At 71.7% G+C, this 12,953-nt stretch carries 11 protein-coding genes; 3 read left to right on the top strand and 8 right to left on the bottom strand.

Annotation, left to right across the window (positions count from 1 at the left end; all coding sequences use genetic code 11):
- The first annotated feature begins 100 nt into the window (after positions 1 to 100).
- Complete coding sequence (locus N8I87_RS28950) at positions 101 to 496, top strand: winged helix-turn-helix transcriptional regulator (RefSeq protein ID WP_263213168.1); 396 nt, start codon at positions 101 to 103, stop codon at positions 494 to 496.
- A gap of 14 nt (positions 497 to 510) precedes the next feature.
- Here N8I87_RS28950 and mutM read toward each other — a convergent pair whose 3' ends face one another.
- The 8 genes from mutM to recG all read right to left on the bottom strand — a co-directional run bounded on the left by mutM (position 511) and on the right by recG (position 8,027).
- Complete coding sequence (mutM, locus tag N8I87_RS28945; RefSeq protein WP_263213167.1) at positions 511 to 1,374, bottom strand: bifunctional DNA-formamidopyrimidine glycosylase/DNA-(apurinic or apyrimidinic site) lyase; 864 nt, start codon at positions 1,372 to 1,374, stop codon at positions 511 to 513.
- An 84-nt stretch (positions 1,375 to 1,458) separates the two neighbouring features.
- On the bottom strand, positions 1,459 to 2,319 hold the full coding sequence (gene rnc / locus N8I87_RS28940) for a ribonuclease III (RefSeq protein WP_263213166.1): 861 nt from the start codon (positions 2,317 to 2,319) through the stop codon (positions 1,459 to 1,461).
- Between the two features lie 8 nt (positions 2,320 to 2,327).
- Positions 2,328 to 2,501, bottom strand: a complete 174-nt coding sequence (gene rpmF, locus N8I87_RS28935) for a 50S ribosomal protein L32 (protein WP_003951102.1) — start codon at positions 2,499 to 2,501, stop codon at positions 2,328 to 2,330.
- A gap of 2 nt (positions 2,502 to 2,503) precedes the next feature.
- Positions 2,504 to 3,154 carry a YceD family protein gene (locus N8I87_RS28930; RefSeq protein ID WP_263213158.1) on the bottom strand — a complete coding sequence of 217 codons (651 nt, stop codon included), beginning with the start codon at positions 3,152 to 3,154 and terminating at the stop codon, positions 2,504 to 2,506.
- Positions 3,155 to 3,319: 165 nt separating this feature from the next.
- The gene (locus N8I87_RS28925; protein ID WP_263213157.1) at positions 3,320 to 4,429 is read right to left on the bottom strand and encodes a cell division initiation protein; all 1,110 of its coding nucleotides are present in this window, start codon (positions 4,427 to 4,429) and stop codon (positions 3,320 to 3,322) included.
- A 120-nt stretch (positions 4,430 to 4,549) separates the two neighbouring features.
- The gene (coaD, locus tag N8I87_RS28920; protein WP_263213156.1) at positions 4,550 to 5,029 is read right to left on the bottom strand and encodes a pantetheine-phosphate adenylyltransferase; all 480 of its coding nucleotides are present in this window, start codon (positions 5,027 to 5,029) and stop codon (positions 4,550 to 4,552) included.
- Between the two features lie 26 nt (positions 5,030 to 5,055).
- Complete coding sequence (rsmD, locus tag N8I87_RS28915) at positions 5,056 to 5,643, bottom strand: 16S rRNA (guanine(966)-N(2))-methyltransferase RsmD (protein WP_263213155.1); 588 nt, start codon at positions 5,641 to 5,643, stop codon at positions 5,056 to 5,058.
- Between the two features lie 161 nt (positions 5,644 to 5,804).
- Positions 5,805 to 8,027, bottom strand: coding sequence for an ATP-dependent DNA helicase RecG (gene recG, locus N8I87_RS28910; RefSeq protein WP_263213154.1), 2,223 nt, complete (start codon positions 8,025 to 8,027; stop codon positions 5,805 to 5,807).
- 165 nt (positions 8,028 to 8,192) lie between these two features.
- Between recG and N8I87_RS28905 the strand changes: the two genes are divergently transcribed.
- Together N8I87_RS28905 and N8I87_RS28900 are read left to right on the top strand one after the other, a co-directional pair.
- Complete coding sequence (locus N8I87_RS28905; RefSeq protein ID WP_263213153.1) at positions 8,193 to 10,022, top strand: HSP90 family protein; 1,830 nt, start codon at positions 8,193 to 8,195, stop codon at positions 10,020 to 10,022.
- Complete coding sequence (locus tag N8I87_RS28900; protein WP_263213151.1) at positions 10,019 to 12,931, top strand: tetratricopeptide repeat protein; 2,913 nt, start codon at positions 10,019 to 10,021, stop codon at positions 12,929 to 12,931. The genes N8I87_RS28905 and N8I87_RS28900 overlap by 4 nt, the downstream gene beginning before the upstream one ends.
- Positions 12,932 to 12,953 lie beyond the last annotated feature (22 nt).

Here is a 12,953-nt window from a genome sequence, read left to right as displayed (position 1 = left end):
CTCCTCGAATGGGCAGCTCAACTGCGGTGAGCAAAGGAAAGCACTAACCATGAGTTAGCGCAACCTGCCGGTTGGCGCTGCGTTCGAGTACGCTGGGGACATGAACAGCACCGGGGAGCGCACGGAGGAGCAGGACCTCGCCTACGACGTGTTCGCCAAGGCCTGCCCGTCGCGGGGCACGCTGGAGCACGTCACGGGCCGCTGGGGCGGCCTCACGCTCGGCGCGCTGCACGAGGGCTCGATGCGCTTCAACGAACTGCGCCGCCGTGTCGACGGCGTGAGCGAGAAGATGCTGTCCCAGACCCTGCAGGCGCTGGAGCGCGACGGTCTGGTGCACCGCGAGGCACAGCCGACGAACCCACCGCGCGTGGACTACGAACTGACCCCCCTGGGCCATCAGATCGCCGAACGGCTGCTGGGCCTCATCCACTTCGTCGAGGACTCCATGGACAACGTCCTCCGGGCCCGCCAGGAGTACGACTCCCGGCAGCCGTGAGCGGCCGGGTCGGTTCAGGCGGCCCGCACACGCGGTGGCCGCTGGCACTTCGGGCAGAAGTAGCTGGAGCGGTTCATCCAGGGGCGGCGGCGCATCGGGGTGCCGCATCTCTTGCACGGCAGGCCCTCACGCCCGTACGCGTCCAGTGAGCGGTCGAAGTAGCCCGACTCGCCGTTGACGTTGACGTACAGGCTGTCGAAGCTGGTGCCGCCGACGGACAGGGCCGCGTTCATCACGTCCCGCACATGGCCGAGGAGTTCGGCGGTGCGCGGGCGGGTGAAGCCCGCGGTCGGGCGCTCGTAGTGGACCCGGGCCCGCCACAGGGCCTCGTCCGCGTAGATGTTGCCGACTCCGCTGATCAACGACTGGTCCAGCAGGGCCCGCTTGATGGTGGTCCGCTTGCGGCGCAGCGCCTGGTGGAAGGCCTCGTCGTCGAACAGCGGGTCGAGGGGGTCACGGGCGATGTGCGCGATGACCGAGGGCAGTCCCTCGGGGGTGTTGTCGTGCAACGACAGCCCGCCGAAGGTGCGTTGGTCGACGAAGCGCAGCTCCGTGTCCACCTCGTCCGCGAAGCGGATGCGGATGCGCAGGTGCTTCTCGTCCGCCGCCTCGTGCGGCTGGACCAGCAGCTGGCCGCTCATGCCGAGGTGGGCCAGGACGGACTGGTCCGTGTCCTCCAGGGGCAGCCACAGGTACTTGCCACGGCGGCTCGGGATGCCGATGCGACGGCCCTTGAGACGGTGCGCGAAGTCGTCGGCACCTGCCACATGACGGCGTACGGCGCGCGGGTGGAGCACCTCGGCGTCGGCGACGGTGCGATGGGCGACCCACCGCTCCAGGCCACGCCGTACGATCTCGACCTCGGGCAACTCGGGCATGGTGACCCCCGTAACGGACCGTATGTGAGCCGAGCGCCCGCCCCCGGGGCGGGAGCGGGCGCTCGGGTCGCGCTGTTCTGTTCGTCAGGCGGAGGCGGAGGGCGGTACGGCGTCGCCGCCGGCGGCCTCCATGGCGGAGTCGAGGGCCTCCTTGGCCTCCTTTGCCGCCATGGCCCGCTCGTCCGCCGCGGCCCGGATGGACCGCCAGGCGGACTCGGCGGCCTGCTGCTCCGCCTCCTTCTTGCTGCGGCCGGTGCCGGTGCCGTACGAGACGCCTCCGACGCGGGCGGCAGCAGTGAAGGTCTTCTCGTGGTCGGGGCCGGTCTCCGTGACCAGGTACTCGGGCACGCCGAGCCCCTCGGTCGCGGTGAGCTCCTGGAGACTGGTCTTCCAGTCCAGTCCGGCTCCGAGGTTGGAGGACTTCTCGATCAACGGGTCGAAGAGCCGGTGCACCAGCTCCGACGCCGAGTCGAGGCCCTGGTCGAGATAGACCGCGCCGATCACCGCTTCCAGGGTGTCGGCCAGAATGGACGCCTTGTCCCGGCCGCCCGTGCCCTCTTCACCACGGCCGAGCCGGATGAAGGAGCCCAGGTCGAGACCGCGGCCCACCTCCGCGAGCGCACGCGAGTTCACCACCGCGGCCCGCAGCTTGGCCAGCTGGCCCTCGGGCAGGTCGGGGTGGGTGCGGTACAGCGTGTCCGTGACGACGAGGCCGAGCACGGAGTCCCCGAGGAACTCCAGGCGCTCGTTCGTCGGCAGACCGCCGTTCTCGTACGCGTACGAGCGGTGGGTCAGCGCACGCACCAGAAGGGCGGACTCGAGCCGGTAGCCGAGCCGCCCTTCCAGAAGCGTGTGGGACGAGGCCGTGCTGTCCGTCTTCTTCTTGGCGGATGGGTCCGCCTTGGCGTCTTCCGCCTTCTTGGGACTGGACACAGTGCCTCTCACCTAGCCACTCAGACTTCGAGGACCTGGCGCTTGTTGTAGGTGCCGCAAGACGGGCACGCGATGTGCTGCTGCTTGGGCTCGTGGCAGCGCTCGCACGCAACCAGGGTGGGGACCGCAGCCTTCCACTGCGACCGGCGGTGGCGCGTGTTGCTGCGCGACATCTTCCGCTTCGGAACAGCCACGGCTACTTCTCCTGCTTCTCGTCGACGCCCGCTTCCGCGTCAGCGCCGCTCATCTCGTCCTTCTCGCCGTCCTTCATGGAACCGGCGAGTCCCTGCAAAGCCGCCCAACGGATGTCGACGGCGTCGTGATGGTGGTCCGGGTCGTCCGCAAGGCGTGCCCCGCACTCGGCGCACAGTCCTGGGCAGTCTTCCTGGCACACCGGCTGCATCGGCAGTGCGAGCACCACCGCATCGCGCAGCACCGGTTCGAGGTCGAACAGTCCGTCCTCGAGGAAGAGCCTGTCCTCGTCGTCCTCGGCGTCGTCGCCCGGCTCCGCGATCACGCGGCCCCGGTCGTCGGCGTCAGGGTACGAGAACATCTCCTGGAAGTCCGCTTCGAGCTCGTACCCGAGCGGCTCCAGACACCTTACGCACTCCCCCTCGGCCTGTGCACGGGCGGTGCCTGTGACGAGCACACCTTCCATGACCGACTCGAGTCGGAGTTCGAGCTCCACCGGGGCGCCTTCCGGCACTCCGACGACTCCCTTGATACCGAAGTCCTTGGGAGCGTCGATCGTGCGGGTCAGCCGCTGCAGCGCACCAGGACGCCTCCCCAGCTCGTGCGTGTCGAACACGAGAGGGTTGCGGTGGTCGAGGCGGGCGTTAGAGGCCATTCCTGCTTTCGATCTTTGAGCTCAGAGGGACACTGCCCTTCGGTATTCCCGGGCAGCGCTGATCGCGGACGTACACGCGACCGAAGAGCCAGGATACTGGACCTTTCGCTCTCGGCCCAATCCGGGTGGGTGCCCCCGGCCCGCGAGGGCGTTCCGGGGCGCCCCCTACAGGCCGCGTTCCCGCTCGTAGGCCCGCAGCTGCTCGGGCGTGATCATGCTGGTGTCGAAGAGGCTGGTCTCGTCGAGCGAGTAGCCCTGGTGCCCCTGCTGCCCCTGGTGCGGGACCTGCCCCTGGTGCGGGACCTGCTGCTGGTCGTAGCCCGCCTGCCCGCCGTCGTAGCCCTGGAAGGAGGCGCCCTCCGCCGGGGCATAGCCGGGGGCGGGGGCGTACGGGTCGGCCTGCTGATAGCCGTACGCGTCCTGCTGGGCGTAGTCCTGCTGCTGGTAGCCGCCGTAGACGTCCTGCTGCTGATAGCCGTAGGCCGGCTGCTGGTCGTACTGCTGCGCCACGGGCTGCTGCGGCGACGCCGACTGCTCGGCCGCGGCCTCCTCCTGCTCGGCGAGGGCCGCGAGGTCGGCCAGGTAGTCGGAGTCGCTGGAGTGCTGGAAGGTCGTGTTGTCGTCGGCGAGGGCGCCGAGGTCGTCGGAGGCGATCCGGCCGTGCAGCTTCTGGCGGCCGCGGCCGACGGCCTCCAGGGTCTTGGCGAGGACCGCCTCGAAGGCGCCCAGCTTCGCGTCCACATAGGCGTCCGCGTCGCGGCGCAGGGTCTCCGGGTCGTGGCTGCGCTCGGGGGCGTCCTCGTCCTCGTAGCCCTGCTCGTCGAGGCCGGGGCCGGTGCCGAGGAGCTTCTCGCGGCCGCGGCCGACCGAGCCGAGGGTCTTGGTGAGGACGACCTCGAAGTTGGCGAGCTTGGAATCGACGTAGTCGTCGGCCTCCACGCGCACGTCCTCGGCCTCCTTGCGGGCCTCGGCCAGGATGCGGTCGCCCTCGGCCTGGGAGCGGCGGGCGACCTCGGTGTCCGAGATCAGCGAGCCGCGCTCGGCGTGCGCCTGCCCGATGATCCGCTCGGCCTCCTGGCGGGCCTGCTCCACCATCTGCTCGCGGCCGCCGATCAGCTCCTCGGCCTGCGCGAGGGAGCCGGGCAGGGCCTCGCGCACCTCCGCGAGCATCGCGAGCAGGTCGGCGCGGTTGATCACGCACGACGCCGACATGGGCATGGCCCGGGCGCCGGAGACCATGGCCACGATCTCGTCGAGCTTCTTCTGCACGTCCACCTGTGCTCGCCACTCTCTACAGCTGTGTTGGAGACGGACGGGACGACTGTACGGCCATGGGGCGACCGTCCGACACCGGGTGATGGATTGTCAGGATCCGGCGGATTTCGCTGTGCGCCCTCAGTCCTGCTTCAGGCGCTCGGTGAGGGCCTGGAGGACCACCGGCGGGACCAGGTGGGAGACGTCGCCGCCCCAGGTCGCGACCTCCTTGACCAGGGAGGACGACAGGAAGCTGTAGGTGGGGTTGGTGGGCACGAAGAGGGTCTCGACGCCCGAGAGGCCGTTGTTCATCTGGGCCATCTGCAGCTCGTAGTCGAAGTCGCTGACGGCTCGCAGGCCCTTGACGATGGCGGGGATCTCACGCTGCTTGCAGAAGTCCACGAGGAGGCCCTGGAAGGCCTCGACCCGGACGTTCCCGTACTCGGCGGTGACCTGGCGGATCAGGTCGATCCGCTGGTCGATCTCGAACAGGCCCTTCTTGGACTTGTTGATCATGACCGCCACATAGACCTCGTCGTACAAGCGCGAGGCACGGGAAATGATGTCGAGGTGTCCGTTGGTGATGGGGTCGAACGACCCGGGACAGACGGCGCGGCGCACTTGTGATCCCTCGCTCTCCGGTCCGGTCATCGTGCGTCTTCGCACGTAGAGGCGGCGCGACCGTACCAAAACGTTCCCTCGCCATAGCGACGGGCCCGGAGCGCTTCGAAACCGTCCGGCCAGCGGAATTCGCCGCCTCTGGTGCTGCGCTCCACGGTGACGAGGGCTTCCTCCGTGAGCCACCCCTCCGTGCGGAGTGTGAGCAGAATCTCGCGAAGATCGTCGTCCGAGACGGCGTAGGGAGGATCGAGGAAGACGATGTCGTACGGCTCGGCCGGCGCCGGTGTCCTGATGATCTGTTCCGCTTTGCCCGCCCTGACCTCGGCGCCGGGGAGGCCGAGGCTGCGTACGTTCTCGCGGACCGTACGGGCCGCCCGCGCGTCGGCCTCGACGAGCAGGGTGTGGCTCGCGCCGCGGGAGAGGGCCTCCAGGCCCACGGCCCCGGAGCCGGCGTAGAGATCCAGAATCCGCTCGCCGTCCAGGGGGCCGCCGAGCAGGGACTGCCAGGTGGAGAAGAGACCCTCGCGCGCACGGTCGGACGTGGGGCGGGTGCCAGTTCCTGGCGGAACGGCCAGGCGGCGTCCACCGGCTGCGCCGGCGATCACGCGGGTCATTTCGGGGTCCTTGTTCGTGGACGGCTTTGCGTTCAGTTTGGCAGGCGAAGGGGGTGGGCGCGTGATGACCGTCGGCCTGTGCGGGTGTGCGGGGGCTGGTCGCGCCCGCGCGGCGGTAGCCGCACAGTCCATACAGCCCCGCGCCCCTGGGCGGGCCCCGCTCAGCCCTTTTCCAAGTACTGCTCCCTCTCGTCGTCCAACAATGCGTCAAGGGCCGTGCGCAGGCCCGGCAGCCGCTCCAGGTCCGGGTCGGCCGCGACGACCGATGCCGCCTCCTCGCGGGCCTCGGCGATGATCTCCTCGTCCTCGATGACCGCCAGGACCCGCAGGGAGGTGCGGGCGCCCGACTGGGCCTGGCCCAGGACGTCGCCCTCGCGGCGCTGTTCCAGGTCGATGCGGGAGAGCTCGAAGCCGTCGAGGGTGGCGGCGACCGCGCCCAGCCGCTGACGGGCCGCACTGGCCTCGGGCATCTCGGTGACCAGGAGACACAGGCCGGGGGCGGAGCCACGGCCGACGCGGCCGCGCAGCTGGTGGAGCTGGGACACACCGAACCGGTCGGCGTCCATGATCACCATCACGGTGGCGTTCGGCACGTTGACGCCGACCTCGATCACCGTCGTGGCGACCAGGACGTCGGTCTCCCCGGCCGCGAAGCGGCGCATGACGGCGTCCTTGTCGTCGGGGTGCATACGGCCGTGCAGCACCTCCACCTTCAGGCCGGTGAGCGGGCCCTTGGCCAACTGGTCGGCCACGTCGAGGACGGCGAGCGGCGGGCGCTTCTCGGCCTCGTCCTCCGGGGACTTCTTCTTGGGGTCCACGTCCTCGTCCCCGATCCGGGGGCAGACGACGTACGCCTGATGCCCGCCCGCCACCTCTTCGCGGACCCGCTCCCAGGCGCGGGCCAGGAAGTGCGGCTTGTCGGCGGCCGGGACGACATGGCTGGCGATCGGCGAGCGCCCCGCCGGGAGCTGGTCCAGGACCGAGGTCTCCAGGTCGCCGAAGACGGTCATCGCGACCGTGCGCGGAATGGGCGTGGCGGTCATGACGAGCAGGTGCGGCGTCCGCCTTTCCCCCTGGGAGTGCGCCTTGCCGCGCAGGGCGTCGCGCTGCTCGACCCCGAACCGGTGCTGCTCGTCGACCACGACGAGCCCCAGGTCGTGGAACCGCACCTTGTCCTCGATCAGCGCGTGCGTGCCGATCACGATCCCGGCCTCCCCGGTGACGAGATCGAGCAGCGCCTGCCGGCGTGCGGCCGCTCCCATGGATCCGGTGAGCAGCACCACCTTGGTGGCCTGCTCGGCCCCGCCCAGCATGCCGCCCTCGGCGAGCTCCCCCATCATCTCGACGACCGACCGGTGATGCTGCTGGGCGAGCACTTCGGTGGGCGCGAGCATGGCGGCCTGACCACCGGCGTCGACGACGGCGAGCATGGCGCGCAGGGCCACCATCGTCTTTCCGCTGCCGACCTCGCCCTGCAGCAGGCGGTGCATCGGATGCTCCGTCGCCAGGTCGTCGAAGATTTCCTTGGAGACCTTCTGCTGGCCCTCGGTGAGGGTGAACGGGAGGCGGTCGTCGAAGGCCGTGAGGAGGCCGTCGCTCTTCGGTCTGCGGGGCACCGCCGGGAGTTGGGCGTCGGCGTGGCGGCGGCGGGCCAGGGCGATCTGGAGGACGAAGGCCTCGTCCCACTTGAGGCGGGCGCGGGCGTCGGCGATGTCCGCCTTGGTGTGCGGGCGGTGGATCTTGAGGAGGGCCTCGGGGAGGGAGACCAGGCCGCGGCCCTCACGCAGGGAGTCGGGCAGCGGGTCGAGGGCCTCCTGGGCGCTGAGCAGCACCGTCTGGATCGCCTTGCCGATCTTCCAGGACTCCAGCTTGGCGGTGGCGGGGTAGATGGGGATGAGGGCTCCGGCCCAGGTCTCCACCGCTTCCTCGGTGTCTCCCTTCAGCAATTCATAGGCCGGATGAGCCAGTTGGAGCCGGCGGTTGAACACGGAGACCTTGCCCGCGAACATCGCGCGTGTGCCCGGCAGAAGCTCCTTGTGGGGCTTGTGAACGCCGTTGCCGAAGAAGACCAGTTGGAGGCGGCCGCTGCCGTCCGTGATGGTGACTTCCAGGCGCTGGCCCTTGCCGCGCGGGGCCTTGGCGGAGGCGAAGGAGTGCAGGCGGGCGTCGGCGACCTGGGCGACCACCGTGACGTGCTCGTCCATGGGGAGGTCGGCGAGGTGGGTGAGCTGGCCGCGCTCCTCGTATCTGCGCGGGTAGTGGTGCAGGAGGTCGCCGACGGAGTGCAGGCCGAGATGCTCGGCCATCACCTTCGCGGTGGCGGGGCCGAGCACTGACTTCAGTGGCTGTTTCAGTGGTTCTTGCAGTGCGGGCACGAGATCCATTGCACACCACGCCACTGACATTGCCGTATACGTCTCGTGAAACCCCTGGTCAGACGGGCTGTTCGGGCTCTAGGATAGCCCGCTCCGGCCATCCCCCGCGGTCACCGCTCCACCAGGGACCGCCCGACCCCGCGCCGAAGCACCTCCCCCACCGGCGCTGCGACGATGGACTTCCAGACCTCACAGTCATCCCAGGCATCACAGTCACCTCATACGTTCCAGGTCGACCTGCGTGGTCTGGTGGACCTGCTCTCCCATCACCTGTACTCCAGCCCCAAGGTCTACCTGCGCGAGCTGCTGCAGAACGCCGTGGACGCCATCACCGCAAGGCGGGCCGAGGAGCCCGAAGCCCCGGCCCGGGTGCGGCTGTACGCGGACGGCGGATCGCTCCGGGTGGAGGACTCCGGCGTCGGGCTCACCGAGTCCGATGTGCACAGCCTGCTGGCGACCATCGGCCGCAGCTCCAAGCGCGCGGACGGGCTGCAGGAGGCCCGTTCGGACTTCCTGGGCCAGTTCGGCATCGGGCTGCTCGCCTGTTTCGTGGTCGCCGAGCGGATCCGGGTCGTCAGCCGCAGTGCCCGTACGCCGGATGCCCCGCCCGTGGAGTGGACCGCGCGCGACGACGGCTCGTACACCGTGCGGACCCTGCCGGACGAGGCACGCCCCGAACCGGGCACGACCGTGCACCTGGTGGCGCGGGCCGGGGCCGCGGAGTGGCTCTCGCCGGAGCGTGTCCGCACCCTGGCGCGGGACTTCGGGTCGCTGCTGCCGTACGACGTCCGGGTGGGCGACGAGGCGGTCACCGACCTTCCGGCGCCCTGGGACCGCGCCTACCCCTCACCCGCCGGCCGCCGGGTGGCCCTGGCCCGCCACTGCCACGAGCTGTTCGGCTTCACCCCGCTGGACTCGATCGAGCTGAACGTGCCGCTGGCCGGGATCCGCGGGGTGGCCTATGTGCTGCCGTCGGCGGTCAGCCCCGCCCAGCGGGCCACGCATCGCGTGCACCTGAAGGGCATGTTGCTGACCGAGCGCGCCGAACAGCTGCTGCCGGACTGGGCGTTCTTCGTGCGCTGCGTCCTGGACACGGACAGCCTGCGGCCCACGGCCTCGCGCGAGTCGCTGTACGAGGACGAGACCCTCGCCGCCGTACGGGAGGCGCTCGGCGAAAGGATTCGCTCCTGGCTGACGGGGCTCGCGGCGGGCGATCCGGAACGGCTGTCCGCGTTCCTGTCGGTGCACCACCTGGGCGTGAAGTCGCTGGCGCGGCACGACAGCGAGATGCTGCGCACGATGCTGCCGTGGCTGCCGTTCGAGACGACCGACGGGCGGCTGTCCCTGGAGGAGTTCGCGCAGCGGCACCCGGTGGTGCACTTCACGCGGACGGTCGAGGAGTACCGGCAGGTCGCGCCGATCGCGTCCGCGCAGGGCGTCGGGGTGATCAACGGCGGCTACACCTACGACAGCGAGCTGGTCGAGGCGCTGCCGTCGGTGCGCCCCCGGACGGTGGTCGCCGAGCTGGACGCGGACACCGTGACCGCCCATCTGGACGGGGTCGACCCGGCCGAGGAGCTGGCGTTGTCCGGCTTCCTGGCGGCCGCGCGGGCCAGGCTCGACCCGCTGGGCTGTGACGTCGTACTGCGCGCCTTCCATCCGCTGTCCGTGCCCGCGCTGCACCTGGACGACCGGGCGGCCCGGCACGAGCAGGCGCGGGCCGAGGCCGAGGAGCGGGCCGACGACCTGTGGGCGGGCATCCTCGGCTCGCTGCGCGGCAGCGCCCCGCGCGCGCGTCTGGTTCTCAACCATCTCAACCCGCTGGTCCGGCGCATCAGTTCCCTGACGGAACCGGAGCTCATCGGCACCGCGACGGAGTCGCTGTACGGGCAGGCGCTGCTGATGGCGCAGCGTCCCCTGCGGCCCGCCGACTCCGCGCTCCTGAACCGGGCGTTCATCGGCCTCCTGGAGTGGGCCACACACGGGGAGGACGGTCACCGATGACCGACGACACCGGGATCACGGACTTCGACGAGCTGCGCCGGGCGATGGCCGAGAACGGCGAGCAGCCGGAGGGTCCGGCCCGCAACGCGCGCGCGGAGCGCCTGCTCGCCGAGGCCGAGCGGCTGAACATCCCGCTCGCCGTGATCGAGGCGCTCGGGCACCAGCTGAAGGTCTACAACTACAGCTCCGAGAAGGACAAGATGTTCGTCCCGTTCGCGCGGCTGCTGCGCATGTGGGACGAGCGGCCCGAGGACTTCGACGAGTACGAGGCACACTCGCTGCACTGGGTCTTCAAGTGGATGTCGGCCGGGATGCTGGACCAGCCGCACATCCCGCTCGCCTCGATCGAGAAGTGGCTCGGCGAGATGGAGCACCGCTACCGGCTGGCCGGGCACTCGGAACGGGCGGTGCGCGGCGCCGAGTTCAGTGTGGCGGCGCACGTCGGGGACCTGGACCGCGCGGGGCGGGCGTACGACGCCTGGCTGGCCGCCGACCGGGACCGGATGGCGGACTGCCATGCGTGCGAGCTGCACGGGCAGGGCACCTGGCTGGTGGAACTGGGCCAGGACGCCGAGGCGCTGGAACTGTGGCGGCCGGTCCTGGAGGGCGAGTACACCTGCGCCCACGAGCCGCACACCGTCCTCGCGTCCTCGCTGGTGCCGCTGCTGCGGCTGGGCCGCGTGGACGAGGCCCGCGCCCACCATCTGCGCGGTTTCCGGCTGGTACGGCCCATGGAGAGCATGCGCGGCGCGTACGCGGACCATGTGGAGTTCTGCGCGCTGACCGGCAACGAGGCGCGTGGTCTGGAGCTGCTCGCGGAGCGGCCGGCGTACTTCACGGACTCGGGACAGCCGCGCAGCCGGCTGGACTTCATGGCCGTGGTGACCCTGCTGATGGACCGGATGACCGGGCTCGGGCACGGCGATCAGCGGGTGCCGGGGCCGGCCGGGCGGGCGTGGACCGCCCGGGAGCTCGCCGCGCACGCGCGCGGGGAGGCCCTGGAACTGGCCGCGCGGTTCGACCGGCGCAACGGCACGCCGTCCGTCGGCGAGCGGGTACGCGCGCGCATGGCACAGCGGCCGCTGGTGGAGCGGCTGCCGCTGGGGGTGCGGACGGCCGCCGCGCAGTCCCCCGTGGCACCCCCGCCCGCCCCCGTCACGGACCCGGCGGGCGAGCCGGACCTGCCCGCGCTGCTCGCCGAGGCCCGTCGGCTGTCGGACGCTCTCAGGCCGCACGCGATCGAGGCGTGGGCGGCGGTCGCGCGGGCCGCCGAGGGCGTGGAACTGGACGCGCGGGACCGCGCGGAGATCGCCGACCACGAGGCGATGGACCGCGGCCCCGACGGCGTCGGCCTCTTCGAGCGGGCCGCCGGGCTGTACGCGGAGGCGGGCGACCCCGGGGAGGCACTGGCGGCACGCACGCGTGCGGCGTACGTACGCGCCCTGTCGGGTCAGGTCGACGAGGCGCTGGCGGCGGTCGCGGAGCCGTACGACGAGGTCCTCGCCCTGTACGCCGACGAGGCCACCGGTGTACGGCAGACGGCGGCCGTGCTGATGGGGCGGGCGCGCATCCTGATGCGGCGGGTGCACGAGGACGCCCCGGGTGCCGTCGCCGCGGCCGAGCAGGCCGTACGGGAGCTGCTGGCGCTGGTGAACGGGCACATCGGCGACGACGTGCGGCTGGCCTCCCGGGCCGCCGAGGGGCGGGCGATGCTCGCGGAGCTGGCCGAGCACGCCGGGGACGCGGAGCGCGCGGCGGAGCTGTTCCGGCGGGCCGCGCGGGGGTTCGTGGAGGCCGGGCTGCCGTGGTTCTGCGTGGAGTACGAGGTGCGGGTGGCCGCTCTCGCGCACCAGGGCGGCGACATGGCGGAGGCGGAGCGGGCGCTGCGGGCGTCCCTGGAGCACGGCGGGCCGTACATCGAGGCGACCGGACGGGCCCAGCTGCACCTCCAGCTCGCCGAGGTGGTGGGCGGCCGGGGTGCGGTGCCGGAGGCCGCGGAGCACGCCCTGCAGGCCGCGCACTGGGCCGACGAGGCGGGCGAGAGCGCGACGCTGGGCGCCTGGGCGCGGCACCAGCTGGGCGGCTTCCTGCTGCGGCAGGGGCGGTTCGCCGAGGCCGCCGAGGTGCTGGAGTCGGCGCTGCCCGACCTGGACGCGGACACGCACGGCGACGGCGCGGTCGTGCAGACGCAGTGGTGGCTCGGTGACTGTCTGAGCGAGCTGGGCGAGCACCGAGCCGCCGCCGAACGCCGGCTGCGGGCGGCCGAGATTGCCCGGCACTGGCCCGAGCAGCAGGACCACGCGACGCTCGCCCACCTCGCCGCCGAGTCCCTCGGGCAGGCCGGGCTGCGGGAGGAGGCGGACCGGGCCTACGCGCGCGCGGGCGGCCTGTGGCGCTCGCTCGGCAATGTGCACGGCCTCGTCCGCTCGCTGCGTGCCCGCGCATGGCTGGCGCTGCGCACGGAGGCCGGGCCGGCCGGGGCGCGGGAGCTGATGACGGGCGCGGTCGAGGAGTGCGCGACGGCGCTGGCGGCGGCCGGCGACGAGGAGACGCGCGGGCGGCTGCTCGCCGAACTCGGGCACACCCACCGTCAGTTCGGCGACCTGCTGGCCCGCTCGGTGTCCGAGGAGGCCGAGGAGGAGCTGATCCGGGCCGCGTTCGAGGAGGCGCTGGCCCAGATGGAGCGGGCGGCCGCGGTATTCGGCTCACTCGGCGACGACGCCCTGCACAGCCGCACGGGGGCGGAGCTGGCCGCGGGCTGGCTGGAGGCCGACCTCGGCCACCCGGCCGACGCGGCCGCACGCGCGCGTGCGGTACTGACGGCCTACGAAGGGGCCGACGACACGGACGAGACCGTACAAGCACGCAGGGCCGAGGCGAGCCAGATGCTGGAACTGCCGGAGCCGTGAGCACAACTGGCCGCAGGGTGGC

This window comes from Streptomyces sp. HUAS 15-9 (assembly GCF_025642155.1).
In the GTDB taxonomy this organism is placed as follows: Bacteria; Actinomycetota; Actinomycetes; order Streptomycetales; family Streptomycetaceae; genus Streptomyces.
The sequence above is the reverse complement of the archived record's forward strand: the minus strand, read 5'-3'. Positions and strand labels throughout refer to the sequence as shown.